The following is a 24,998-nucleotide window of genomic DNA, read 5'->3' as shown; positions in this document are numbered from 1 at the left end:
CATTAACCGTTGATTGCTTGGTTAACCAGCTCTTCTTGCTGCTCAACGTGAACCGAGATATAACCCACCGCAGGAGCGGCTGCCGCTGGACGGCCTACGCCTTCCAGGTTCAATGCAGGGTTATGCTTTTGAAGCACAGAACGCATATGGTGCTGAGAGCAGTACCACGCGCCCTGGTTCATTGGCTCTTCCTGACACCAAACAACCGATTCTAGGTTGGTATAGTCTTTAATCACATCAGCCAGAATCGCCTCTGGGAATGGGTAGAGCTGCTCGATACGAACGATAGCAACGTCGTCTTTTTCAAGCTCAGCACGGCGGTTGTAAAGATCGTAGTAGACCTTACCACCACACAGAACCAGACGTTTTACTTTCTTCGGATCCAGAGAATCCACCTCAGGGATCACAGGCTGGAAGGTACCTTCCGCCAGATCTTCCAGAGTTGAAGTGGCCTGTTTGTGACGCAACAAGCTTTTCGGAGACATAACAATCAACGGCTTACGCAGAGGACGTATCACCTGACGACGCAGCAAGTGGAAAATCTGCGCTGGAGTCGTTGGGGTACATACTTGGATATTGTGCTCTGCGCACATTTGAAGGAAACGTTCTAGGCGAGCTGATGAGTGCTCTGGGCCTTGTCCTTCAAAGCCATGTGGTAACAGCATGGTCAAGCCACACAGGCGCTGCCATTTTTGCTCACCACTGGTGATAAATTGGTCAATCACGACTTGGGCGCCGTTGGCAAAATCACCAAACTGAGCTTCCCAAATAACCAAGGCATTTGGCATTGTGGTTGCGTAACCGTATTCAAATGCCAGTACCGCTTCCTCTGACAACAAAGAGTCGTACAGTGTCAGTGAAGGTTGGTCATCAGCCAGATTTGCTAAAGGCAAATACGTCTCGGCTGATTTTTGATCGTGAAGTGCCGCATGTCGGTGAGAGAAGGTACCACGACCCACGTCTTGACCTGTCAAACGAACCGGATGACCTTCTGCCAGAATCGTTGCGTACGCCAAAGACTCTGCCATGCCCCAGTTCAGCTCCATCGCACCCGCCGCCATTTTCAGACGATCGTCGATGATTTTTTGAACTTGACGCTGAACAGAGAAACCTTGCGGTACTTGGCAGATTTTCTGACCCAGTTCTTGCAGCAATTTGATATCAACACCGGTATTGCAGTCGAAAGACCACTGGTGACCTAGATAAGGCTTCCAGTCGACGAACAATTCCTTGTTTGGTTCTTTAACCAGAGACAAGGCAACGTGATCACCGTTTTCCAGTGCTGAGCGGTACGAGCGTTCCATCTCTTTGCTCTCTTCTTCAGAAAGAACACCTTCCTGAATTAAGCGAGCCGAGTACAGTTCACGTACGGATTTTTGTTTCTTGATCTGCGCGTACATCAACGGCTGAGTGCCGGATGGCTCATCCGCTTCGTTGTGACCACGACGACGGTAGCAGACTAAATCGATGACAACGTCTTTGTGGAACTCATTACGGTAATCAACCGCCAACTGAGTTACAAAGCGAACCGCTTCAGGATCATCACCGTTTACGTGGAAGATAGGCGCCTGAACGATCTTAGCAACATCGGTACAGTATTCAGTCGAGCGCGCATCTTCTTGCTTGCTGGTTGTAAAACCGACTTGGTTATTCACTACGATGTGAATGGTACCGCCGGTTTTATAAGCACGTGTCTGGGACATCTGGAATGTCTCCATAACAACGCCTTGACCTGCAAACGCAGCATCACCGTGAATGTTCACAGGTACGACTGATTCGCCAGTTTTGTCTTCACGGCGATCTTGACGCGCACGAACAGAACCTTCGACTACTGGCGCTGCGATCTCAAGATGAGATGGGTTAAACGCCATCGCAATGTGAACTTCACCACCGGCAGTCATCACGTTTGAAGAGAAACCTTGGTGATATTTAACGTCACCAGACGTATCAACCGTTTTCTTACCTTCAAACTCATTGAACAGTTCAGTCGGTGACTTACCAAAGATGTTCACCAAAGTGTTCAAACGACCACGGTGAGCCATGCCGATAACGACTTCTTTGGCACCTTGCTTACCTGCGCGCTGGATCAGTGTGTTCAAAGACACGATCAGCGATTCACCGCCCTCAAGACCGAAGCGTTTAGCACCGGCGTAGCGGGAACCCAGGTATTTTTCTAGACCTTCAGCCGCGGTTAGGCGCTCAAGGATCATTTTCTTCTTCTCGACTTCAACCTGCGGATGAGAACGAACAGGCTCAAGGCGTGATTGAATCCAACGCTTTTCCTGAGTATCTACAATATGCATGTACTCAGCACCTACCGTTGTACAGTAGGTCTTTTTAAGATCTTCGACGATCGACTTCAGCGTTGCCTCTTCGGTTCCAAAGAACAATGAACCGAGTTGGAACGGAGTGTCATAATCGGCTTCGGATAATTCATGGAAGCGAAGATCGAGATCTTGTACAGGTTCGCGCTTCAACAGGTTTAACGGATCGATGTCCGCTGCCTGGTGACCACGTACACGGAACGCATTGATCATGCGCAAAACGCGAACTTGTTTTTTCTCGTGCTCAGAAGACACGCTGGATACTTCAGCTGGACGCGAATGCTTCTGATGCTTAGACAGATAGAGGAAGTGCTCACGCACTGTAGAATGAGGTACATCCTGAGAGATTGAGTCACCTACCGTTGGCAGTTTATCAAACTCATCACGCCATTCCTGAGGAACGGCATTAGGATCCATAAGGTATGTTTCGTATAACTGCTCAACGTAGGAAAGGTTGCCACCGTATAGGTGTGCATTTTTCCAAAGCAGCTCCATAACGCCTTCTTGCATTAGTTGATCACCCTGGCTCGAGGGACTTTCTTGCGCAACTGGGATTGCACCTTCCCCAGTGGAATTAAGCGCAAAGGTCCCTTCTTGTGTTTCCGTTGTTTACCACTCAACATCACCACGTGTGTGCATGGAAATGCGGCAACATTGTACGACTTTTCAGACGCGCTTTATATATCTATTCGCGTACTATTCTAAATAAAATTACAGTTTTACTGCATAAGCAGGAAGGCTAATAAAAAAAACGGCACCCTAAGGTGCCGTTTTCTTATTAGGTTGCTTGTTGAAGCAACATCTTACGGATCTTGCCGATCGCTTTCGTCGGATTCAACCCTTTAGGACATACATTCACACAGTTCATGATGCCGTGGCAACGGAACACAGAGAATGGGTCATCCAAGTCAGCCAAACGATCGTTGGTTGCTGTATCGCGACTGTCCGCCAAGAAACGGTAAGCCTGCAGCAAGCCAGATGGACCGATGAACTTATCAGGGTTCCACCAGAACGATGGGCACGATGTTGAACAACATGCACACAGAATACACTCGTACAAGCCATCCAGCTCTGCACGCTCTTCAGGAGACTGCAGACGCTCGATCGCTGGCGCTGGCGTTTCGTTGATCAAGAACGGTTTGATCTTTTCGTACTGCTTGTAGAATTGACCCATGTCGACAACCAAGTCACGGATAACCGGAAGACCAGGCAGCGGACGAAGAACCAACTTGTCTTTTTCTACAACAGCCGACAGCGGAGTAATACACGCTAAGCCGTTTTTACCATTCATGTTCATACCATCGGAACCACACACACCTTCACGGCATGAGCGACGGTAGCCCAGTGATGGATCTTTCTCTTTCAACAGTTGGAGCAAGTCCAACACCATGATGTCTTTACCGCCAGGGATATCAATGTGGATATCCTGCATGTACGGCTTGTCATCCGTCTCAGGGTTGTAACGATATACGCTAACTAACATCGAAACCTCCGCTTAGTAGGTACGAATTTTCGGCGGGAACGCAGGTACAGTCTTCGGAGCGAAGTTTACTGCACGCTTTGTAATCGCCTTGTTCACTGGGTTATAGATAGAGTGGCACAGCCAGTTTTCGTCATCACGCTCTGTAAAGTCATTACGAGCATGAGCACCACGCGACTCTTTACGGACTTCAGCGGCAATCGCTGTAGCTTCCGCCACTTCCATCAAGTTTTCCAGCTCAAGCGCTTCAATTCGAGCCGTGTTGAAAGACTGGCTCTTATCTTCTAAGTGCAAGTTTTCAACTTTTTGGCGCAATTCTTTCAGCAGAGCCAAGCCCTTTTGCATGCTTTCGCCGTCACGGAATACACCGAAGTACAGCTGCATGGTGCTTTGAAGCTCTTTACGAACGTCTGCTACCTTCTCGCCACCTGTAGAGGTGTTCAAGCGGTTTAGACGCGCCATGGCCGCTTCGATGTTTTCTTGCGTAGCATCTTTAACATCGTAGCCTTCACGCATTTGCTTCTCGATGTGAAGACCCGCCGCACGACCGAATACAACCAAGTCTAGCAGAGAGTTACCACCTAAGCGGTTTGCACCGTGTACAGAGACACACGCCACTTCACCACACGCAAACAGACCATCAATAATGTAGTCTTCGCCGTTTTCATCTTGACCGATTGCTTGGCCACCGATGTTCGTAGCGATACCACCCATCATGTAGTGACACGTTGGTACTACTGGGATTGGCTCTTTAACTGGATCAGTTGCTGCGAATGTTTTTGACAGCTCACAGATACCTGGCAGACGCGAGTGAAGAACCTCTTCACCCAAGTGGTCCATTTTCAGGTAAACATGATCGCCATCAGGACCACAACCACGACCTTCCAAGATTTCCAAGATCATAGAACGCGCTACCACGTCACGACCCGCCAAATCTTTCGCGTTAGGCGCATAACGCTCCATGAAACGCTCGCCGTCTTTGTTGATCAGGTAACCACCTTCACCACGACAGCCTTCTGTTACCAGTACACCCGCACCAGCGATGCCGGTTGGGTGGAACTGCCACATTTCCATGTCTTGCGCTGGAACGCCAGCACGCATCGCCATACCCATACCGTCACCGGTATTGATCAATGCGTTGGTAGTGGATGCGTAGATACGACCCGCACCACCTGTAGCAAGAACGGTAGCTTTTGCTTTGATGTAAACGGTTTCGCCCGTTTCGATGCAGATAACGATCGCACCAACAACAGCGCCGTCGTCGTTCTTAACCAGGTCTACTGCGTACCACTCGTTCAGGAACGTAGTCCCTGCTTTCATGTTCGCTTGGTACAGCGTGTGAAGCAGTGCGTGACCGGTACGGTCAGCTGCGGCACACGTACGTGCGGCCTGACCACCTTCACCAAAGTTCTTAGACTGACCACCGAAAGGACGCTGATAGATACGACCCACTTCTGTACGAGAGAACGGCATACCCATGTGATCCAGTTCGAATACCGCTTGTGGACCAACCGAACACATGTATTCGATTGCGTCTTGGTCACCAATATAGTCCGACCCTTTTACGGTGTCGTACATGTGCCAGCGCCAATCGTCATTAGGATCCGCACTTGCGATCGCACAGGTGATACCACCCTGCGCAGAAACTGTATGAGAACGCGTAGGGAATACCTTGGTAACACACGCAGTTTTTAAGCCAGACTGAGCCAGCTGAAGCGCAGCACGCATACCTGCGCCGCCGCCACCGATAACGATAGCATCAAATGTCAGTGTACGAAGATTGCTCATCTTTTAAACACTCCACAAAATCTGAATACCCCAAACGACGTAAATAAACGCCAACAAACCCAACGCCGACTGCACAACGAAGCGCACGCCAGTTGGTTTAATATAATCAGTAGTAACAGACCACAGACCAATCCAGGCGTGGGATACTAAAGACAACAGGGTCAACAGGGTGAAAATGCGCATTGATGTGCATTCGAATAATGCTTTCCACTGTTCATAATTCACATCATTGAACAGGAAATAACCGATCATAAAGACCGCATAGGCCAGCAAGACAACCGCAGTAACACGCTGGATCATCCAGTCATAAAGGCCGCTACGGCCAAAGCTAGTAATACTAGTTACCATGACACCACCCAAATCAATGAAAGAAGAATACCCAGTGCGCCCAGACCCAAAGTAACTTGGGCTGCTTTTGTACCGCTTTCCAGTTCTTCAAGGTTTCCAGCATCCATAATAAGGTGCTTGATACCCGCAAACATGTGGTACAACAGTGCTGAGATTAGGCCCCAAGCGATCAGCTTCGCGAAAAAGCTTTCTTCGAATAGGGTGGTGGCTTCATTAAAGCCGGCTTCGGATTGTAGTGACAGTCCTAATGCATACATCATAAAGATCGCGCCTATAAATAGGGCGATACCTGTGACGCGGTGCAAAATAGAAGTGACTGCCGGAAGCGGCAATTTGATAGTTCGCAAATCGAGATTAACAGGTCTTTTTTTGTTCACGGCTCTTGTTCACACTTTGCTGCCCGATGGGCAAGGTTGCTAGGAAGTGTTCAGAGAGTAGTTCCTCAGAAGAAAATATACGCCATCACTCTCCAGACGTATATTCGGAGCGCAAGTATAGACACATCACCCTGAGAATACAACGCAACCACAGGGCAACCTAGCCTAACGTCTAGTCCTAAGATCCATATCGTTATTGATATACATTCAACTAAATGGCAATTCTCTCTTTCTTCTATTATAGGTAAAAATTAACACTCCTTTGTTGCATTGCGGTAAACTTAGTAATGCCCTTGATTGACAATTTTGGGTCAATCTCTATATTGAGCGAGTCCTAATCGGACCAAGACTCACTTATGACCTATTAAAAGTAGCGTCATTACACAACAATCAAAATGATAGGAGCCTCTGATGGCTGATAAGAAAGCACGTTTGACTGTCGATGGTCTTGAAGATGTTATTGAACTACCTGTCTATTCCGGTACGGAAGGCCCCGATGTTATCGACGTTCGCCCCTTAACTGGCAAAGGCTTATTTACCTACGATCCTGGTTTTGTTTCTACCGCTGCTTGTGAATCAAAAATCACTTACATTGATGGCGGTAATGGTGTTCTGCTTCACGGCGGCTACCCAATCGAACAACTGGCCGAAAACTCCGATTACCTGGAAGTTTGTTACCTATTATTGAACGGTGAATTGCCAACACCAGAACAAAAACAAGAGTTCGAGAACACCATCAAGCGCCACACCATGGTTCACGAACAAATGAGCCACTTCTTCAACGGTTTCCGCCGTGATGCCCACCCGATGGCCATCATGGTTGCCGTAGTAGGTGCTCTGTCTGCGTTCTATCACGACTCTCTGGACATCAACGATGCGTACCACCGCGAAGTATGTGCCTACCGTCTGATCGCTAAAATGCCTACGATTGCAGCTATGTGTTACAAGTACAGCATCGGTCAGCCGTTCATGTACCCACGTAACGACCTAAGCTACGCTGATAACTTCCTGCAAATGATGTTTGGTAACCCTTGCGAGGAATACAAACCAAACCCTGTTATCGCAAAAGCAATGGACCGCATCTTCCTGTTGCACGCCGACCACGAGCAGAACGCTTCTACGTCGACAGTACGTCTGGCTGGCTCTTCTGGCGCTAACCCATTTGCATGTATCGCATCAGGCATCGCCGCCCTTTGGGGACCTGCTCACGGTGGTGCGAACGAAGCTGTTCTGACCATGCTGGAAGAGATTGGTGATGAGGCCAATATTCCTGAATTTATTCAACGCGCGAAAGATCCTGAAGACAACTTCCGTCTGATGGGCTTCGGTCACCGTGTTTACCGTAACTTTGACCCACGCGCCAAAGTTATGAAGAAAACTTGTGACGAAGTATTGGCAGAACTGGGCATCAACGACCCACTGTTGAAAATCGCAACTCGCCTAGAGCAGATCGCACTGGAAGACGAGTACTTTGTTCAGCGTAAGCTGTACCCGAACGTAGACTTCTACTCGGGCATCATTCTGAAAGCCATTGGTATTCCAACCAACATGTTTACTGTGATCTTCGCCCTGTCTCGTACTATCGGCTGGATCTCGCACTGGAATGAATTCCACAGCAGCCCGAACAAAATCGGCCGTCCACGCCAGCTGTACACAGGCACAAGCAAGCGCGACTACCCTAAAAAGTAATCTCCGCTTCATTAAAAAAACCGCCAATGGGCGGTTTTTTTGTACCTTTAACACTTAGTCTTACCGATGTGCGATTAAGGTTGCTGCGCTTCGGGTGACATCCAGTTTATCTCAATGGCCGTCGCAGCGCCCATAACCACATCATCTAACGAGGGTGGTATTAATGCTACGGATGGGGTCACCTGAACACGACCACCCATAATCTCCGCATGAGTCTGAGGAAACCGAGGTATCTTATTGGGCTCTGCATACCCTTCTGGCCAAATAGGCCAACCATTCGCTGGGTTGTATTTATCCGATGCCCCTACGGTGTGCAAAAGCTCGTGTGCCGCAATAAGATGATTTTGCCCTTGCTGTTTTGGGGATGCAAAAGCATTGACCAAACCGATCAAGCCTTTTTGAAGCCCCAACGAGTGCTTAAGCATTTTATCTTTCTCTGGCTCATAAAATCGCATATAGATGCGCACATCCGGTTTCGCACCTTGCCAGTTATCCTCCCACCAGGACCAGAGTCGCATATGCAAACTCCAGAGCACATTATCCAAAATACTTGGATTAACAGGCGGCTCAGGCGGCAATGACTCAAGCGGGTCGGACAAAAGCACATGTACAGGCTGGTCTAGCCTTAACCGGTAACGTCTAGCCTCACGCTCAAAGAAGGCTTCAATATCATCAAAATCTGATTCAACCAATGTGCTTATGTACTGATCGGACGCTTGACTGCCATCGGCATTAATGGGGTAGATCACAACCCAGAGCGGGACATCCCAATCGGTTGTTCTTAGCTTCGACAAATAGGTATTGACCGCTACAAACAGCAGCACCAGCAACAGAACTAGAATTCGCACACTGCGCCAGAACGGCATATCGACTCCCTTCTTACTTTAGACACTTACAACACTGACTGCTAACCACCAGAGAGTGGCGTAACGCGCGGCTTTACCCAGCAAAATCACCACGGCCGAGATGAACACAGGCAACCGTAACCAGCCCGCTAACAAACAAAGCGGATCACCCACCACAGGCAGCCACGCAAAAAACAGCCCCCAGACACCGTATCGTTTAAGCCATGCTTGCACACGAGGGTGTTTGCCTGGTGGAAGCTGAAGCCGTTTAAAATGCGCCGCATACCATCCCATCGCATAGGTCACCCATGACCCTAAAGCATTAGCGAACGTTACGGTGATAAAGAGCAGTACAGGTTCAGTCTTTGCTTGATTCACAAGATAAACAAATAAGACCTCAGAGCCACCTGGCAATAAGGTGGAAGACACAAACCCAGATAGCGCCAGCCCCCAGAGCGTCGTGTGCTCAAGCACTTATAACGCCATCGACTTTCGGACACACGCTAAGATGCCCAAGCTGTATTCGCCATCTAACATATCAAATACAGGCTGAAGTGCCCGGCCGTGTTCCGCTTCACACATTTCGATCACCGAGCGAATCTGATTCAGCGCTTGCGATGGCAGCTCAACCACCTCTTCCACAGGGATTAGCCCTTCACCAATCGCGCCTGCCAGATGGTTATAGATCACTTTATCCGATAACTTTTGCATACGCGCGACCTGCGCAACACTCATACCGCTTTTAAAGAGGGCAACGCTCTCGCTCGCTTGCAGATCAACCGATACCCCGCCTTGATCTGCCTCACGGATGACCTCTAGGAAGGCCTCACCATACAAGGCGAGCTTTTTATCACCTACCCCACTAATGCGCTGGAGTTGAAACGCGTTCGCTGGCCGGTTCATGACCATTTCCATCAAGGTCGCATCGTGGAAGATGACGTACGGCGGTACATCTTGATCATCAGCCAAGCGTTTACGCAGTTTTTTAAGCGATTCCCAAAGTTCGTAATCCTCGCGTGAGAGTTGCGACTGGGCGGTGCGACCTTTCTGAGTCGAACCACGCCCTTTTTCGTTGTCCCGACGAAGCATAAGGGACTCTTCGCCCTTTAGAAGCTGACGACACTGCTCAGCCAACTGCAAGACACCGTAACCATCGGCATCCACTTTCAAATAACCACGCCCCACCAACTGACGAAACACCGAACGCCACTGAGCTTTGCTTAAGCCTTTGCCTATACCAAAGGTAGACACCTTATCGTGCCCTTCGCTGGTCACTTTGTCGGTGCGATTGCCCATCAGGACATCCACCACGTGATTCACACCAAAGCGCTGGCCAGTTCGATATACGGCCGACAACGCTTGTCTGGCGGCTTCAGTACCATCCCACTGCTCCACAGGTTCCAGACAGGTATCGCAGTTACCGCACTCAACGTGCTGATCTTCACCAAAGTAGTTGAGTAACACCTGTCGCCGACACGTAGTGATCTCACAAAGCCCTAACATCGCCTCAAGCTTTTGCCGCTCGACTTGCTTAAAGCGCTCACCCGCTTGCGAACCTTCTAACATTTGTCGAAGAAAGATCACATCTTGTAGGCCATACACCATCCAAGCATTAGCCGGCTGACCATCACGCCCTGCCCGCCCTGTTTCCTGATAATAGGCCTCGATACTTTTAGGAAGATCCAAATGCGCGACAAAACGCACATTGGGCTTATCTATCCCCATCCCAAAGGCAATGGTCGCAACCATGATGACGGATTCTTCGGTCAGAAAACGGTGCTGGTGATGCTGCCTTAAATCATTGCTTAAACCCGCATGATACGGCAGCGCGTTGAAGCCCTTTTCGCACAACCAAGCCGCAGTTTCCTCAACCCGCTTGCGTGATAAGCAATAGACAATCCCGGCATCGGATGCATGCTCGCGCTTAATAAAATCAAGCAGTTGCTCTCTGGCGCGATTCTTTTGCATGATGCGATAACGGATATTGGGTCGATCAAACCCCTGCACAACAATGTGCGCGTCACGAAGCTCTAGGCGTGTGACGATCTCATCTTGCGTTCTTGGGTCGGCCGTAGCCGTTAGCGCAATGCGCGGGACTTCTGGGAATTTCTTAGCAAGCTGTGCAAGTTTCAGGTATTCCGGCCTAAAATCATGTCCCCACTGGGACACACAGTGCGCTTCATCAATGGCGAATAACGCGATTTTAGCCTCTTGCAACAGCGCTAGTGTTCTTGGTTGCGTCAGGCGCTCTGGCGCAATGTAGAGAAGGTCCAAATCCCCTACCCGCAAGGCTTGTTCAACTTCCATCTGAACCATCGGGTCCAGCACCGAGTTTAAACACGCCGCCCGGATACCTAATTGGGACAATGCCGTTACCTGATCTTGCATCAGCGCGATCAATGGGGAGACAACAATCCCCACCCCTTCTCTCATTAAAGAGGGCAACTGATAACACAGCGACTTTCCGCCGCCGGTGGGCATAATCACCAACACATCCCTTCCGAATGCCGACGACAATACAACCTCTTCCTGAACGGTGCGGAATTGGTCGTATCCAAAGATTTCTTTTAACAAATGGCGGGCTTGATCGATCATGGCGCAAATTATCCGGCATGAGTCCATCAGTGTCATCCAAAATTATCACTGACGTTTGCGATCACTGGGAGTAGAATACGCACCATATTTGATTCCAAGGAAAACACCATGGCGCAAGCGACCCTGAACACCCCTATTACCGATGCTGATCTGGACACTCTGGAAAACTTTATTTTCTCTGATGCGGTGTCGGAAGACTCATTAGATCTGATTGGCATTCACGCTTTGCTGTGTGCGATTTCGATCAGCCCTGTCGTCATCGAACAAAACGAATGGTTTAAGATCATCTTTGACGGCGAGCCTGAGTGCTCTGAAGACGAGAAGAAAACCATCCTAACCATCTTGGATCGTTGGAAGAACAACATCCATGATGATCTTTACAGTGATCGTGAGCTTGAAATGCCTTGCGACCTGACCTTGGAAAGCGAATCAAATGATGAAGAGCCGGAGCTTGAGCTTTGGGCGCAAGCCTTTATGGAAGGCGTGTTCTTAAACGAAGAAGCATGGTTCAATCACACTAAAGAAGACACCATCGCCGAGCTAATGCTGCCGATCATGGTCGCGTCAAACTTGTTTGATGACCCTGAGTTTAAAGAGATTCGCCGCAATAAGCGCCTCTCTTACCAGATGGTGAACGAGATCCCAGACTTACTGATCGACTTGTACTTGGTGTTCCACTCACCAGAGAAATAAGCGCAGATCCTAAAAAACCACCCATAGGGTGGTTTTTTAATGCCCTATTTTACGAAGAGGCGCTTTGTAACCGTCACTCTGTGGCGAAGCCATACCGAGTAACGTTTTTGAGAGTTTAATGGCGTTTCGCCCAGACGCTTTTGCTTCGTATAAGAGTCTATCCGCTTGACTGATCAAGAGGTGACATTCGTCGTTTTGACTTGGTTTCATCTCTACCAGTCCGATACTTGCCGTAACGAACTCCGACACAGAAGAGTGCTCGTTATCTATTTTGAGCAGTTCGATCTGCTTCAGAAGATCCGCGGCCATCACGTAAGCGTCTTTAAGCTTGATGCCTCCCCACACCAGTGCAAACTCCTCACCGCCATAGCGGGCACACAAATCACTTGGTCGCTGCGAGAAGCCTTTCATGAGCGTCGCTATACGCTTTAAGCATTCATCACCGGTTTGGTGGCCATACGTGTCGTTTAATCGTTTAAAGTAATCGATGTCCAACAAGGCCAAACAGATCGCGTCCTTGGTTCGCTTACAGCGATTCCATTCCGTTAATACAAACTCATCAAACGTGCGGCGATTCGCTATCCCCGTAAGTCCATCGAGCTTGGCCAGCGACTCTACCTCTTCTTCCGCCAGCTTACGCTCTGTCACATCTTGATGCGTAATCACGAAAAACGTCTGGTTGTCATAGTCAAAGGGGGTAACGCACATCATAAACCAGCGCTTTTCATCGGGGCTGTGACAGGGGTATTCCATAAAAAAGGAGGTTTGCTTGCGCTCAATGACACCCATTAAGCCTTCGGCCGCCTGCTCGCTAAACTGATCCCCCGTCCGAGCGGCAGCGTGACACACATCTAAATAGCTGCTGTTTATCCACATCTCGCCACTGGCGCATTGGTTTGCTTCGCCAAACGACCTCCAGCTGCGATTCACGTATTGAATCCGCCCTTGAGCATCAAGCACAACAATACTCTCATTTAAAGAGTCTAGGATAGAGCTCAAAAACAGATGCGATGGGGTCATAGACACCAGCCTTGCTTGGAAAGCGACGTTCGTATCTTTATCAAACCGCCTTAATGTTTGTCAGAATAGACCAACTCTTAGGTTAAAAAAAGGGACATCGTAAAACCGAAGCCCCTTTTTTGAACTTTTAGGTCAGGAAATTACTTATCCAGCACCATAATCGCTTCAACTTCGATGTCTGCATCTTTTGGCAGCGCTTTAACCGCATAAGCCGCACGAGCTGGGTATGGCTCAGAGAAGTAACGCGCCATCACTTCGTTTACTTGAGCAAAGTACTTAAGGTCAGACAGTAAAATGGTGATTTTAGCGAAATCCGCCAATGAACCGCCCGCTTCTTCAGCAACGGCTTTTAAGTTTTCGAAAACACGTACCGCTTGTGTTTCGAAAGAATCCATCTCCATTTCCATGGTTTCTGGGTTCAGAGGGATCTGGCCAGACAGGTAAACCGTGTTACCCACTTTAACCGCTTGAGAGTATGTACCGATCGCCGCAGGCGCTTTTTCAGTCGAGATGATTGTACGAGACATGAAGAATCCTCTTACACAATAAATAGTTAAATAAATCGATTAACGATATCGATCAACACTCAAGCCACTTGGATCAATGTCCGGCTTTTGGCCGTTGATGATATCACTGACGTACTTCGCAGACCCAGCCCCCATGGTCCAACCCAGTGTACCGTGTCCGGTGTTCAGGATCAGATTCGGGAATTTAGTCTCACCTAAAATCGGTGTCCCATCTGGGGTCATTGGGCGCAAGCCCGTCCAAACGTCGGCTTGTTTCAGATCGACACAGCCGCGGAACAGATCGGTCACAACGAAATCCGCATTGCGACGACGATCCGCAGGCAAGCTCAGATCAAGTCCAGTCAACTCAGCTGTGCCGCCCACTCGAATACGATCATCAAAGCGCGTTACCGCGACTTTGTAAGTCTCATCCATCACGGTAGAGACAGGTGCGCGCGACTCATCTACGACCGGCATGGTCAGCGAGTACCCTTTAACTGGATAGATCGGTAAATGAATATCCAAAGGCTTAAGCAACAAAGGACTGTAACTGCCCATCGCAACGACATAGCAATCTGCAACCACACGCTCGCCGCTTGCGATTGTAACACCGGTAATCTCACCACCGGCATGTTCCAGACCGACAATTTCTGTGTTGAAACGAAAGTTTACACCCATTGACATACACACATCCGCTAAGCCATTGGTAAACTTGTAGCAATCGCCTGTACCATCGCCTGGCAAACGCAGACCACCTACCAGCTTGCTTTTAACGTGATCGAGCGCAGGTTCGCTGGCCACACAACCTGCGACATCCAAGGACTCGTAAGCCACACCGCACTCGTCCAGAATGCGCATATCGGCCTTAGCCGCTTCGGCTTGTTTATCGGTACGGAACACTTGAAGCGTACCGCCATTGCGGTGGTCGTACTGCAGATTATGCTCTTGGGTGATCAGTTCGATACACTCACTGCTGTAATCAGCCACACGTAACATGCGGGATTTGTTGATCTGGTAAGCGTCTTGAGTACAATTACTGATCATCTGAAACATCCATTTCAGAAATGCAGGATCAGCCATAGGTTTGATGCGAAGCGGTGCAAGGTCTTGCATCATCCACTTGATCGCTTTAAGTGGTACACCTGGCGCTGCCCAAGGGGCAGAATAACCTGGCGATATCTGACCGGCATTGGCAAAGCTTGTTTCCATAGCAGGCGACGCCTGACGATCGATGACGGTCACTTCGTGACCTGATTTTGCCAAATAGTAAGCGGTGGTAACACCCACGACGCCACTGCCTAGAACAACGATGTTCATTGCCGAGCCAACCTCTTAGTTAACGATATATATCGCTAGATTAGATGAAAATAGCGATAATTTTTTATTGTTTTTGGGTTATAATACAGGTAATAAAACCACAATATTCAAAATCAACAGCAAAAACATGAGAAAACTAGACCGCATCGATCGCAACATTCTTTCTACCCTTCAAAAAGAGGGTCGCATCTCCTATACCGACCTTGCTGACAAAGTGGGATTATCCACCACGCCTTGTATCGAACGGGTAAAACGCCTTGAAAAAGATGGGTTTATCGAAGGTTACTATGCACGCCTCAACCCAGAAGTGCTGGGCTACAGCATGTTGGTGTTTGTTGAGATATCGCTCTCTTACCAATCACCCGATGCCTTCGAGAAATTCAACCGCGCGGTATCCAACCTCCCCTACATCATGGAGTGTCATCTCGTCTCGGGTGACTCGGACTACCTATTAAAAGCACGCATCAAAGATATGTCGGAGTACCGAGCACTGCTTGGCGACATGTTGCTCACTTTGCCGGGTGTTAAGAACTCCAAAAGCTACATCGTGATGGAAGAGGTTAAAGAGTCCTTTAACATTCCTGTGCCGCTGCAAGGCTAATTTGATGCAACGACTGGATCTCTTATTGGTTGAGCTAGGCCACGCCAAAACGCGCACGCATGCCCAACGCTTGATTAAAAATGGCCAAGTAAGATTACAAACACCCAAAGGGTTAGAGGTGCTTACTAAACCTGGGTTAAAACTGGCCTCTGACTCAGAGCTTGACATAGAACTGGCCGAAGTTGACCGCTACGTCTCACGTGGGGCTTTAAAACTGCTTGGCGCACTTGAGCAATTTTCGATTGATGTGACTGGGTTAACAGCCATCGATGTAGGCCAATCGACCGGTGGATTTACCGACTGCTTACTGCAAGGCGGAGCCTCCAAGGTTGTCGGCATCGAGGTGGGGCATGATCAACTCGACGCCTCTTTAAAAGATGACCCTCGCGTTATCTGCCTTGAAGGGATGAACGCTCGCACACTGCCTGCCAATTTAGTGTCACACACGCTCGATCAAGCGGGGTTTGATCTGGCCGTCATGGATGTATCCTTTATCTCTCAAACGAAAATCGTGCCAAACCTTCCCCCTTTGCTTAAACGAGATGGCATGTTGATCACCTTGGTGAAACCCCAGTTTGAAGTGGGAAAAGACGGGATCGGCAAAGGCGGCATCGTTAAAGACAGCTCGTTATTTGAGTCGGTTAAACAGAGCATTACCTCTTGCTGCGAGCAGAATGATTTATCCGTTTTGGGTTACACCGAAAGCCCTATCAAAGGCGGTGATGGGAATCGAGAATTTTTATTGTGGGCGAAAAAAGTATGAGCGGATCTCAGCCGATCGAACGTTTAACCTATAAAGAGACCGCCAAGGAAGCACAGCGTAACCTAGCGGCGTTTTTGGCCGCAGAAACAGGCTTGCCGAAAGGCCGCATTAAAGACGCCATGAATAAAGGTGCGGTGCAACTGAAACGGGGTAAGCAAACCAAACGAGTACGCCGAGCCGAAACGGCCATTCAGCCGGGTGATCAGGTGATCTTTCATTACGATGCGCACCTTTTATCGTTAAAGCCGCCCATGCCCTCCTGTTTAGAAGACCGAATGGGGTACTCGGTTTGGTTTAAACCGGCTGGCGTCATGAGCCAAGGCACCGATTTTGGCGATCATATGTCGATGCTTCGTATTGTCGAGAAGCTGTTGGACAATAAACGGGAGGTCTTCTTGGTACATCGACTGGACCGTGAAACACGCGGTTTAATCATCATTGCGCACAACAAGAAAATGGCCGCTCAACTCAGTGAGCTGTTCCAAAACGGTGAGATTAAAAAAGGATACCGTGCCATAGTTTTGGGCGATCCCCCTGAGAAAGAGACGATCTCAACGCCGTTGGATGACCGTACCGCGATTACCCACATTCAAAATCTAGGCTTTGACCCCGAGCGCAACACATCGGAAGTCGACGTTGATCTTGAAACAGGGCGTACGCACCAGATTCGCCGTCACCTTGAAAGCATCGGCCACCCCATCATGGGTGACCCTCGCTATGGGCAAAACAACAAAAACCGCGAAGGCCTTCAATTGATTGCTTATCGCCTGAGCTACCAATGCCCCATGCGACGAGATCAGGTCAATATTGCCCTACCAGAACCCTTCAAAGCGAAGGAACCTTCAAAAAAAAGGGCTGCCAAGGCAGCCCAAGTCCACACTCGCTTTTTCTACAGCGAATAACGTTTAACCATTTGCTCCAACGATTGAGACATATCAAAGAGATTTTTAGCCGAAGCTCCAATCTGATCCGCCGCGCCTGAGACTTCCGATGAGTTGGCATCGATCATGGCAATGCGAGCTGACACATCTTTAAGCACGTGCGATTGCTCCTCGGAGGCCGAGGCAATCTGAGTCGATAACTGCGTTATGCTGTGCACGGCACTGACAATCCCATCCAAGGAGGTCTCGACTTCGTGCGTTTGCTCCACTGAAGCGTGCATCTTCTCCTGATTAAGCTCCACCAGTTTAAAGGCCGCATCCACCTCGGTTTGCAAGGTTTGAATAATTTGCGCAATTTCGGTCGTCGAGCTTTGTGTGCGCTGTGCAAGTGCGCGTACCTCGTCGGCTACCACCGCAAAGCCTCGGCCTTGCTCGCCGGCGCGCGCTGCCTCAATGGCCGCGTTCAGAGCCAACAACCCGGTTTGATCCGATACGTTGTTAATCACCTCGACGACATTCGAGATACTGATGCTACTGGAGTGCAACTTGCCGATCATTTCACTGAGTTGCACCACATCATTGGCCAACTCATTGACCGCAGACACCGAGCCGCGCACCACCACATGCCCGCTTTTAGCGATATCACTAGCGCTTTGAGCACGGTCAGCTGAGTTGTGTGTGTTGCTCGCCACCTCTTGCACGGCGGTGGAAAGCTCCTCAATGGCGGTAGCGGCTTGCGTGGTCTGCTGTTGCTGCTCCGAAAGCTTTTGTGCACTGTGCAAAGCCACCTGACTGGTTTCACGAGCAATGGTTACCAACCGAGCGCAGTTATCCGCAAGCCCCTGAAAGTCAATCGAAAAGGCTTTCAAAGTCGCATTTAAGCCCTTGGCCACCTGACCCAACTCATCTTCCGACACCACCTCGGCGCGGGCCGACAGATCACGATTGTTCTGTACCTTATCCATCGTGGCCGCTAAGGATTTAACCTGCTTAGTTAGGGTGGCCATGGTCTTCACTGTGATACCGATGGTGGCAACCACCAATACGACCAACAACACCAAGAGAAAGATCAGCTTCGCCAGAGACGAGTTAAGGTGGTCATTGGACACCTCAATCAAATGGGTCGCCAATTGATCCTCTACCCCTTTAATCAGATTGATCCGCTTGGTCGATTGCTCAAACCAGTAGGTCGAAACCACATCAAACCCACCTGTATCGCTCTTCTCTTTTGCCAGCGATCTTAAGCGCTCCACCTCTTTAACGGCCGCATCTTCCATCGCCCCTTGGTAGTGTTTCAAGATCGGCTTAGGCGATAGCTTCGAGAAATGATCAAAGTAGGTGTTTTGTTCGGTCAAGAGTGTAATAAATCGTGCAAAAAACCCGGGGAGAAACCGGTCGGCGGCAAAGGTACTGCTTAGCACCGCCCGCTCGATACCCGCACGCTCTTTACCTTGCAGATAGTCGTAATAAGAAACCGCGTATTTTGCGAGCTCCACATCATTAGACTGGGAGGACGTAATCAACGCACTGGAGAGCAATACTTTGTTATTGCCAGTGTAATAGCTCAACGCTTCGCCCAAAGCGATGGACTGACTGTCTACCTGTTTTCGAATGTCGGTAAGCTGCCCTAACCGTTTGGATGCTTGGGATTTGACCTCTTGCATGGCACCTTCGACATTGGTCGATTGCATGTAGCTTTGCCATGTAGCTAAAGCTTCATTGGTCAAAACTCGCTGCTTAGCTAACCCATCCTTAAACGCACTGCCTTTGGAGGCTAAAAAGCCTGCAGTGGCACCGCGCTCTTTCTGAAGCTCGTGCACTAATTGGCTACTGACTTCAGCAAAAAGCATATTTTCGACTAGACGCTTTTCATCAAAATACACCTTCGAAGCGTTCCACACTTCGTCTGCGATTAATATGACCGACACCAAAAACGGCGCCGACACCAACAACATCAATTTCTTACTAAAACTGAGGTTCTTCATGGCCTGCCTGAAATTCCGTTGACTTGCTGACGAATACTCGCTGGGTCTACGCTTAAAAAGCGCCCTGCTCACTTAATATTAACGTAAGATGAACAAATTGCTTTATAACAAAAAGTAGCGAGGCCCAGAAACAACGGGCGCTGTAGGTGATCTAACCCTTAAAACCGGACGTAAGTAATTGAAAAGTTAAAGGAGATGCGAAATGCCTCATCGAGCCATTCCAGAACCCGATTTTAAAATTCCGGTGGGCATCAGTGCGTGTTTATTAGGTGATAATGTCCGTTTTAACGGCGGGCACAGCCAATCCCGGCTCTGCTTAAAAGTGCTTGATCGGTATTTTGATTACGTACGTTTTTGCCCTGAAGTGGCCGCGGGCTTTCCGACACCTCGCCCAACAATGCGTTTAACCGGTGACCCAAATCAACCGGTGCTGCGTTACAGCAACGATGACACATCGGATCTAACCGATAAGCTCATCGAAGGTTTTTCGAAAAAAGTAGCCGCTTGCGATCATTTAGATGGCTACATTTTGATGAAAAACTCACCAAGCTGCGGGTTAGAGCGGATCAAAATATATCAACCTAATGGGCATCCGCATAATCAGCGTGGTCGCGGGTTATTCACACAAGCATTAATGGAACGTTACCCTCTCATGCCCGTTGAAGAGGAAGGTCACCTTCACGATGATCATCTTTTCGAAAACTTTATCATGCGGGTTTATGCGCATTACCATTTCCGAACTCAAGTGCGCGAGCAGCCGAGCTACCACAACCTGCTTCAATTCCACAGCAGCTACAAGTACTTACTGATGGCACATCATCAGGCGACGTACAAATCGCTGGGTAAGAAGCTCGCCACTAGCGCGGATCTGCCGCTTGAGCCTTTTATAGATGAATACCAAGCCGAATTTACTGCGGCGATTTCTAAGTCTGCCAAACGCGGCGGGCACGCGAACGTACTTTTACACATTTTGGGCTATTTGAAGAAAACCGTTTCAGGCGAAGAGCGCCAAAACATCGTCGATATCATCGAGCAATACCAGCGTGGAGATATCAATTTAGCGACGCCAGTGACCTTGCTGCATCACTACATTAAATTGCACGGTAGCGACTACATCCGCGCTCAACGATACCTCGAGCCCTACCCTGCCGCGCTCGGTTTAAGGAACACCATATGAAGAAGCCAGTGATTTTTTGGTTTCGACAAGATTTACGTTTAGCAGACAACCCAGGTTTAAGTGAAGCCGCCAAAGCGGGTGAGGTTATCCCTGTCTACATACTGGACGATGACACCGCCTCTGAATGGAAGATGGGCGGTGCGAGTCTTTGGTGGTTACATCACGCACTGAACGATTTGAATGATGCGCTGGATGGACATTTGGTAGTTTTACAAGGGCCTGCCAAAGAGCAGATCACAGAGCTTGCCAAAAACACCGACGCACAGGCTGTCTACTGGAACCGCTGCTATGAGCCTTGGCGCATCGCACGGGACAAAGAGATTAAAGCCTCACTCAAATCCATGGACATTCACGTCGACAGCTTAAATGGATCTCTTTTGTGGGAGCCATGGACTGTCACAAAACAAGACGGCACACCGTATAAAGTGTTCACCCCTTACTATAGAAAAGGCTGCCTTAAATCGGCCTCTCCTAGGGAGCCGATTGAAGCACCAAAGCTGCAATACGCATCCCACAGCGTAAAGGGTCAATCCATTGATAGCCTGGCTTTAATACCAGATATCCCATGGTACAAAGAGATGGAAGCGTCGTGGACGCCCACCGAAGCTGGCGCGCGAAAACAGCTTGGGCACTTTTTAAACCATGGCTTACCCATGTACAAACAAGGCCGGGACGAGCCAGCTAAAGAGGCCACCTCCAAACTGTCGCCCTATCTGCATTTTGGCCAAATATCACCCAACACCGCTTGGTACAGTGCACTAGAAGCTGCCGCCGCTCATAAACAAGATGACAGTAACCTAGACACTTTTTTGAGCGAGCTGGGTTGGCGCGAGTTTTCCTATTACCTCTTGTATCATCAGCCCGAGATTGTTTGGCATAACCTGCAGGAGAAATTTAATCGCTTCCCCTGGAAAGCCCAACAAAGCAACGAGTTAGAAGCGTGGCAAATAGGCCAAACCGGTTATCCAATTATTGATGCAGGCATGCGCGAGCTCTGGCAAACCGGCTATATGCATAACCGCGTACGGATGATTGTGGGCTCCTTTTTAGTCAAGAACCTACTGCATCATTGGCACTTGGGCGAGCAATGGTTTTGGGATACGCTATTGGATGCCGATTTGGCCAGTAACAGCGCCAGTTGGCAATGGATTGCGGGCTGTGGTGCTGATGCGGCACCCTACTTCCGGATTTTTAACCCCGTATTACAAGGGGAAAAGTTCGATAAGCACGGCGATTACATCCGTACCTATGTGCCCGAACTGAGTCAGATACCAGACAAGTACATTCATAAACCATGGGAAGCCCCAAGCGATACTCTAAAATCCGCCGGTGTCACATTAGGCAAAGAGTACCCAAAGCCCATCGTCGATTTAAAAGCGTCACGGCAGCGTGCTTTAGATGCGTTGTCATCGATTAAGGAGTAAGAACCCGAATGAGTGAGAAAATCAGCAACGCCATCATACGGGTAACCAATTTAAGGCTGAGAACCTTCATCGGGTTCAATGAAGAAGAGCGCCAAAAGCAGCAGGATGTGATCATCAACTATGAGATCCACTACCCCGCGGAAAACGCGTACGAAACCGATAACGTTCAAGATGCTCTAAACTACAAAGTGGTCACTAAGAAGATCATTTCGCATGTTGAAAGTGGGCGATTTTTGCTACTGGAAAAACTGGTCGCGGATGTGCTCGATATTTGTAGCGAGCACTCTTGGGTCAAGTTTGCATCGGTGACCATCGATAAGCCGCACGCCTTACGTTTTGCCGATTCTGTGTCCCTGACACTCGAAAAGCACTGCGACTGATCGCAACGCTGTAGGAGACAATCATGACTGATATTAAAGCCCCTATTCTGATTACCGGTGTTGGCAAACGCATCGGCTTGGCCTTGGCGGAGCACTTTCTGGCTAACGACCAACCTATTATTGGCACCTACCGAACCCATTACGAGAGCATCGATGCGTTAAAAGCCAAAGGGGCAGAGCTGTATGAGTGCGACCTTTACGAGCAATCTTCGGTGCTGCGATTAATACAGCAGATTGAATCCCAACACTCATCGTTGCGGGGCATCATTCACAACGCATCGGACTGGATTCCTGAAAGCAGCAACTTGCCGCCAGAGTCCGTGTTCCAGAAAATGATGCAAGTTCACGCGGGTGCCCCTTACGAGATCAACCGCCTGCTCACCGACTTGTTACTTGCCTACGAGGGCGAAAGCAGCGACATCATCCACATGACCGATTATGTGGCTGAGCGCGGCAGTCAAAAACACGTTGCGTATGCGGCCAGTAAAGCGGCTCTTGCGAACATGACGCTGTCTTTTTCGGCGATGTTGGCCCCGAAGGTGAAAGTTAACTCGATTGCACCGGCGATGATCATGTTTAATGAGTCGGATGATGATCAGTACAAATCGAAAACCTTGAAAAAGTCTCTGATGGAAATTGCACCGGGTGCCGCCGAAGTGATCGAAGCGGTAGAGTACCTGCTTAGAAGCCGGTATGTCACAGGGCGCACACTCAACGTTGACGGTGGTCGACACCTGAAATAATCTCTCCTGAACGCAATACACCGCTTTGTAGATTTTATGCGGTGTTTTGCGATTTTTTGATGTAAAAACATCATTATTTTAAGATCATACACTTATCCTTCACTGGTGAGTTTTTCTAACGTTTTAGCCGGAATGATTAAAAATATGAGGGCTAAATTAACGCTCTGTAGAATTGCATACCCCCACTTTCATTACTAGAATTCCTCGCATACATAACAAGAACCTCTCAGCACCGTGTCCTCGGTGACTGATCCCCAAATTTAATGAATGAAACAAGACGAACCGGCGACAATCGGGGAGTGGCTTGTGCGTAGCACAAGTAGTAATCACAGAGGTAACCCAATGGAACACACAACTGTTTTGGGCCTGATTGCTGCGTTCTGTACAACGGCGGCTTTCATCCCACAAGTATTTCAGATTATCCGCACAGGCAACGTGGATGGTATCTCACTGCAGATGTACACCATCTTCACTTTCGGTGTCGGTATGTGGCTCGCTTACGGCCTGATCGTGAAGGATATCCCCATGATCGCAGCCAATTTAGTCACCTTTATCTTGGCGGCGACCGTTCTTAGCCTGACCATTTACAAGCGTGCTAAAAAAGCCGCAGCTGCGACGCAAACATTGCAAGTCGCCAACTGATTTCCCCTTTGTAAAAGAGGCTCAACCGGCAACGGTTGGGCCTTTTTTATGCCTACGACATTGGTCGTAAAAGTTACTTTTCTCACACGGATCATTCTTGACCCCACCCGCAATAAGATCCCTCCTCATTTCAGCAACTTAAGTTTCACACGGTCGACATCAGATAAACTCAATTAAAACGAGACATTAAATCTCATTTTAAAAAATTATTGACACGCATTTCACTCTAGGCGTAAAACAAAAAATCTCTTAAATGAGACACAAAATCCCAAAATAATAAAAATGGAGTTTGTTATGAGATCATCTACACCTAAGTTCAAACGCTTAATCACCCCTATCGCACTGGCATGCAGCTTAGCGGCCGCCACCACATCCCCGCTGTTACAAGCAGAGGATGAAAAGGTTCGCTGGAAGGTTCAAGCGGTGTTTGGCACACACTTACCGGGGCTAGGAGACCCCATCAACCACGTAAGCGAACAGATCAAGGCCGCCAGCGGCGGTAACATTCAGTTCAAAGTCTTTGAACCTGGCAAAATCGTCCCACCGTTTGGTATCACCGAAGCGGTTAAGAATAACCAAATCCCGGCAGGCTACGCTTGGTTGGCTTACGACCAAGGTAAGATTCCGGCCTCTGCGCTCTTGTCCGCCGTGCCCTTTGGTATGGAACCATGGGAGTTTGCCACCTGGTGGTACGAAGGCGAAGGCCAAAAACTGGCCGAAGACTTATACGCCAAACACGGTGTTCACCCGGTACTTTGCTCTGTGATTGGGCCAGAAACCGCAGGTTGGTTTAAGAAAGAGTTCAACACCATTGATGACCTTAAAGGGTTAAAAGTCCGCTTTGCGGGCCTTGGCGGTCAGGTGCTGCAGTCACTCGGGGCTTCGGTCACGACCATCCCAGGCGGGGAGATTTTCCCAGCCCTTGAGAAAGGCGCCATCGATGCCTCTGAGTTCTCGATGCCAGCCATCGACCAGATGATGGGCTTTGATAAGGTCGCCAAAAACAACTACTTCCCGGGGTGGCACCAGCCGTTCACCGCCTCCCACCTTGTGGTGAATACCGAGGTTTGGAATGGACTAAGCGATGCGCAACGCTCCATGATCGATATGGCCTGTACCGCAGGTACTCTGCGCGGCCTAACCCGTGGTGAATCCCTACAAGGGGCTGTAATGGCTGGGTTTGATGCCAAGGGCGTTAAAGCCCGTAAAATCCCTGAGCCATTATTGGCAGAGCTTAAAACAGCCAGCGTCAAAGTCCTTGAGGAACAAGCGGCCAAAGACGCCGATTTCAAAGCCATTTATGAGTCCCAACAAAACTTCCTGAAAGATTATCGCCGCTGGAAAACCATGGCGTATCTGCCACGCGATTACGAGTAAGTCGCACATAAGGCAGGCGCGAGTGCCTGCCTCCTCCCCTCGT

The 24,998-nt window shown here is 49.2% G+C and carries 23 protein-coding genes; 11 read left to right on the top strand and 12 right to left on the bottom strand.

Features of this window, described 5'->3' with window-relative positions; translation table 11 throughout:
- Nucleotides 1-2: 2 nt before the first annotated feature.
- The 5 genes from ACXAF9_RS10570 to sdhC form a co-directional block, all read right to left on the bottom strand.
- The gene (locus ACXAF9_RS10570; RefSeq protein WP_475073820.1) at nt 3-2,834 is read right to left on the bottom strand and encodes a 2-oxoglutarate dehydrogenase E1 component; all 2,832 of its coding nucleotides are present in this window, start codon (nt 2,832-2,834) and stop codon (nt 3-5) included.
- Between the two features lie 268 nt (nt 2,835-3,102).
- Nucleotides 3,103-3,807 carry a succinate dehydrogenase iron-sulfur subunit gene (locus ACXAF9_RS10565; RefSeq protein ID WP_475073819.1) on the bottom strand — a complete coding sequence of 235 codons (705 nt, stop codon included), beginning with the start codon at nt 3,805-3,807 and terminating at the stop codon, nt 3,103-3,105.
- A gap of 12 nt (nt 3,808-3,819) precedes the next feature.
- A complete protein-coding gene (gene sdhA / locus ACXAF9_RS10560) occupies nt 3,820-5,592 on the bottom strand; it encodes a succinate dehydrogenase flavoprotein subunit (protein ID WP_475073817.1) in 1,773 nt (590 codons plus the stop codon).
- A 3-nt stretch (nt 5,593-5,595) separates the two neighbouring features.
- Nucleotides 5,596-5,940, bottom strand: a complete 345-nt coding sequence (sdhD, locus tag ACXAF9_RS10555; protein WP_475073815.1) for a succinate dehydrogenase, hydrophobic membrane anchor protein — start codon at nt 5,938-5,940, stop codon at nt 5,596-5,598.
- Nucleotides 5,934-6,317 carry a succinate dehydrogenase, cytochrome b556 subunit gene (sdhC, locus tag ACXAF9_RS10550; RefSeq protein WP_475073813.1) on the bottom strand — a complete coding sequence of 128 codons (384 nt, stop codon included), beginning with the start codon at nt 6,315-6,317 and terminating at the stop codon, nt 5,934-5,936. The genes sdhD and sdhC overlap by 7 nt, the downstream gene beginning before the upstream one ends.
- Nucleotides 6,318-6,728: 411 nt before the next feature.
- On the opposite strand from sdhC, the gene gltA reads away from it, so the two are divergent.
- Complete coding sequence (gltA, locus tag ACXAF9_RS10545; protein WP_475073812.1) at nt 6,729-8,006, top strand: citrate synthase; 1,278 nt, start codon at nt 6,729-6,731, stop codon at nt 8,004-8,006.
- A 74-nt stretch (nt 8,007-8,080) separates the two neighbouring features.
- Here gltA and ACXAF9_RS10540 read toward each other — a convergent pair whose 3' ends face one another.
- From ACXAF9_RS10540 to recQ, 3 genes are read right to left on the bottom strand one after another with little or no spacing between them, the layout of a single operon-like run.
- Complete coding sequence (locus tag ACXAF9_RS10540) at nt 8,081-8,872, bottom strand: hypothetical protein (RefSeq protein ID WP_475073807.1); 792 nt, start codon at nt 8,870-8,872, stop codon at nt 8,081-8,083.
- A gap of 18 nt (nt 8,873-8,890) precedes the next feature.
- Nucleotides 8,891-9,325: a YqaA family protein gene (locus ACXAF9_RS10535; RefSeq protein WP_475073804.1), complete on the bottom strand. Its 435-nt coding sequence runs from the start codon at nt 9,323-9,325 to the stop codon at nt 8,891-8,893.
- Entirely contained in the window at nt 9,326-11,446 is a 2,121-nt protein-coding gene (gene recQ, locus ACXAF9_RS10530; protein ID WP_475073800.1) for a DNA helicase RecQ, read from the bottom strand. It abuts the gene before it with no gap.
- Nucleotides 11,447-11,554: 108 nt separating this feature from the next.
- Here recQ and ACXAF9_RS10525 point away from each other — a divergent pair, with 108 nt between their 5' ends.
- Nucleotides 11,555-12,139 (top strand): YecA/YgfB family protein, encoded by a 585-nt coding sequence (locus ACXAF9_RS10525; RefSeq protein WP_475073798.1) that lies wholly within the window; start codon nt 11,555-11,557, stop codon nt 12,137-12,139.
- Nucleotides 12,140-12,175: 36 nt separating this feature from the next.
- Here ACXAF9_RS10525 and ACXAF9_RS10520 read toward each other — a convergent pair whose 3' ends face one another.
- From ACXAF9_RS10520 to ACXAF9_RS10510, 3 genes are all read right to left on the bottom strand, one after another.
- Nucleotides 12,176-13,159 carry a sensor domain-containing diguanylate cyclase gene (locus tag ACXAF9_RS10520; protein WP_475073796.1) on the bottom strand — a complete coding sequence of 328 codons (984 nt, stop codon included), beginning with the start codon at nt 13,157-13,159 and terminating at the stop codon, nt 12,176-12,178.
- Nucleotides 13,160-13,299: 140 nt separating this feature from the next.
- The gene (locus ACXAF9_RS10515) at nt 13,300-13,686 is read right to left on the bottom strand and encodes a RidA family protein (RefSeq protein WP_475073793.1); all 387 of its coding nucleotides are present in this window, start codon (nt 13,684-13,686) and stop codon (nt 13,300-13,302) included.
- Nucleotides 13,687-13,725: 39 nt separating this feature from the next.
- Complete coding sequence (locus ACXAF9_RS10510; RefSeq protein ID WP_475073791.1) at nt 13,726-14,982, bottom strand: D-amino acid dehydrogenase; 1,257 nt, start codon at nt 14,980-14,982, stop codon at nt 13,726-13,728.
- A gap of 127 nt (nt 14,983-15,109) precedes the next feature.
- Between ACXAF9_RS10510 and ACXAF9_RS10505 the strand changes: the two genes are divergently transcribed.
- Genes ACXAF9_RS10505 through ACXAF9_RS10495 form a run of 3 tightly spaced genes read left to right on the top strand, consistent with a single transcriptional unit; the run spans nt 15,110 to nt 17,248 of the window.
- Nucleotides 15,110-15,583, top strand: a complete 474-nt coding sequence (locus ACXAF9_RS10505; protein WP_475073789.1) for an Lrp/AsnC ligand binding domain-containing protein — start codon at nt 15,110-15,112, stop codon at nt 15,581-15,583.
- A 4-nt stretch (nt 15,584-15,587) separates the two neighbouring features.
- Entirely contained in the window at nt 15,588-16,346 is a 759-nt protein-coding gene (locus ACXAF9_RS10500; RefSeq protein ID WP_475073787.1) for a TlyA family RNA methyltransferase, read from the top strand.
- Nucleotides 16,343-17,248, top strand: coding sequence for an RluA family pseudouridine synthase (locus ACXAF9_RS10495; RefSeq protein WP_475073784.1), 906 nt, complete (start codon nt 16,343-16,345; stop codon nt 17,246-17,248). The genes ACXAF9_RS10500 and ACXAF9_RS10495 overlap by 4 nt, the downstream gene beginning before the upstream one ends.
- On the opposite strand, the gene ACXAF9_RS10490 is transcribed toward ACXAF9_RS10495, so the two are convergent.
- The gene (locus ACXAF9_RS10490) at nt 17,236-19,212 is read right to left on the bottom strand and encodes a methyl-accepting chemotaxis protein (protein ID WP_475073781.1); all 1,977 of its coding nucleotides are present in this window, start codon (nt 19,210-19,212) and stop codon (nt 17,236-17,238) included. The genes ACXAF9_RS10495 and ACXAF9_RS10490 overlap by 13 nt on opposite strands.
- A 202-nt stretch (nt 19,213-19,414) precedes the next feature.
- Here ACXAF9_RS10490 and ACXAF9_RS10485 point away from each other — a divergent pair, with 202 nt between their 5' ends.
- The 6 genes from ACXAF9_RS10485 (at nt 19,415) to ACXAF9_RS10460 (ending at nt 24,955) form a co-directional block, all read left to right on the top strand.
- The gene (locus ACXAF9_RS10485; RefSeq protein WP_475073779.1) at nt 19,415-20,389 is read left to right on the top strand and encodes a YbgA family protein; all 975 of its coding nucleotides are present in this window, start codon (nt 19,415-19,417) and stop codon (nt 20,387-20,389) included.
- Nucleotides 20,386-21,813, top strand: a complete 1,428-nt coding sequence (locus tag ACXAF9_RS10480; protein WP_475073777.1) for a cryptochrome/photolyase family protein — start codon at nt 20,386-20,388, stop codon at nt 21,811-21,813. Before ACXAF9_RS10485 ends, ACXAF9_RS10480 begins: the two co-directional genes overlap by 4 nt.
- A gap of 8 nt (nt 21,814-21,821) precedes the next feature.
- Nucleotides 21,822-22,193 (top strand): dihydroneopterin triphosphate 2'-epimerase, encoded by a 372-nt coding sequence (gene folX, locus ACXAF9_RS10475; protein ID WP_475073774.1) that lies wholly within the window; start codon nt 21,822-21,824, stop codon nt 22,191-22,193.
- 23 nt (nt 22,194-22,216) lie between these two features.
- A complete protein-coding gene (gene folM / locus ACXAF9_RS10470) occupies nt 22,217-22,936 on the top strand; it encodes a dihydromonapterin reductase (RefSeq protein ID WP_475073771.1) in 720 nt (239 codons plus the stop codon).
- 342 nt (nt 22,937-23,278) lie between these two features.
- Nucleotides 23,279-23,578 (top strand): SemiSWEET transporter, encoded by a 300-nt coding sequence (locus ACXAF9_RS10465; protein ID WP_475073769.1) that lies wholly within the window; start codon nt 23,279-23,281, stop codon nt 23,576-23,578.
- A 294-nt stretch (nt 23,579-23,872) separates the two neighbouring features.
- Nucleotides 23,873-24,955, top strand: a complete 1,083-nt coding sequence (locus tag ACXAF9_RS10460; RefSeq protein WP_475073767.1) for a TRAP transporter substrate-binding protein — start codon at nt 23,873-23,875, stop codon at nt 24,953-24,955.
- Nucleotides 24,956-24,998: the final 43 nt, after the last annotated feature.

The organism is Neptunomonas sp. ABH4_499, from assembly GCF_056160565.1.
This window is presented reverse-complemented; position numbering and strand designations above follow the sequence as displayed.

Bases quoted from the DNA above. Each gene is read 5' to 3' on its own strand.
- ACXAF9_RS10570 (WP_475073820.1), bottom strand. From the start codon at position 2,834: ATGCAAGAAGGCGTTATGGAGCTGCTTTGGAAAAATGCACACCTATAC.
- ACXAF9_RS10565 (WP_475073819.1), bottom strand. From the start codon at position 3,807: ATGTTAGTTAGCGTATATCGTTACAACCCTGAGACGGATGACAAGCCG.
- sdhA (WP_475073817.1), bottom strand. From the start codon at position 5,592: ATGAGCAATCTTCGTACACTGACATTTGATGCTATCGTTATCGGTGGC.
- sdhD (WP_475073815.1), bottom strand. From the start codon at position 5,940: ATGGTAACTAGTATTACTAGCTTTGGCCGTAGCGGCCTTTATGACTGG.
- gltA (WP_475073812.1), top strand. From the start codon at position 6,729: ATGGCTGATAAGAAAGCACGTTTGACTGTCGATGGTCTTGAAGATGTT.
- ACXAF9_RS10540 (WP_475073807.1), bottom strand. From the start codon at position 8,872: ATGCCGTTCTGGCGCAGTGTGCGAATTCTAGTTCTGTTGCTGGTGCTG.
- recQ (WP_475073800.1), bottom strand. From the start codon at position 11,446: ATGATCGATCAAGCCCGCCATTTGTTAAAAGAAATCTTTGGATACGAC.
- ACXAF9_RS10525 (WP_475073798.1), top strand. From the start codon at position 11,555: ATGGCGCAAGCGACCCTGAACACCCCTATTACCGATGCTGATCTGGAC.
- ACXAF9_RS10520 (WP_475073796.1), bottom strand. From the start codon at position 13,159: ATGACCCCATCGCATCTGTTTTTGAGCTCTATCCTAGACTCTTTAAAT.
- ACXAF9_RS10515 (WP_475073793.1), bottom strand. From the start codon at position 13,686: ATGTCTCGTACAATCATCTCGACTGAAAAAGCGCCTGCGGCGATCGGT.
- ACXAF9_RS10510 (WP_475073791.1), bottom strand. From the start codon at position 14,982: ATGAACATCGTTGTTCTAGGCAGTGGCGTCGTGGGTGTTACCACCGCT.
- ACXAF9_RS10505 (WP_475073789.1), top strand. From the start codon at position 15,110: ATGAGAAAACTAGACCGCATCGATCGCAACATTCTTTCTACCCTTCAA.
- ACXAF9_RS10500 (WP_475073787.1), top strand. From the start codon at position 15,588: ATGCAACGACTGGATCTCTTATTGGTTGAGCTAGGCCACGCCAAAACG.
- ACXAF9_RS10495 (WP_475073784.1), top strand. From the start codon at position 16,343: ATGAGCGGATCTCAGCCGATCGAACGTTTAACCTATAAAGAGACCGCC.
- ACXAF9_RS10490 (WP_475073781.1), bottom strand. From the start codon at position 19,212: ATGAAGAACCTCAGTTTTAGTAAGAAATTGATGTTGTTGGTGTCGGCG.
- ACXAF9_RS10485 (WP_475073779.1), top strand. From the start codon at position 19,415: ATGCCTCATCGAGCCATTCCAGAACCCGATTTTAAAATTCCGGTGGGC.
- ACXAF9_RS10480 (WP_475073777.1), top strand. From the start codon at position 20,386: ATGAAGAAGCCAGTGATTTTTTGGTTTCGACAAGATTTACGTTTAGCA.
- folX (WP_475073774.1), top strand. From the start codon at position 21,822: ATGAGTGAGAAAATCAGCAACGCCATCATACGGGTAACCAATTTAAGG.
- folM (WP_475073771.1), top strand. From the start codon at position 22,217: ATGACTGATATTAAAGCCCCTATTCTGATTACCGGTGTTGGCAAACGC.
- ACXAF9_RS10465 (WP_475073769.1), top strand. From the start codon at position 23,279: ATGGAACACACAACTGTTTTGGGCCTGATTGCTGCGTTCTGTACAACG.
- ACXAF9_RS10460 (WP_475073767.1), top strand. From the start codon at position 23,873: ATGAGATCATCTACACCTAAGTTCAAACGCTTAATCACCCCTATCGCA.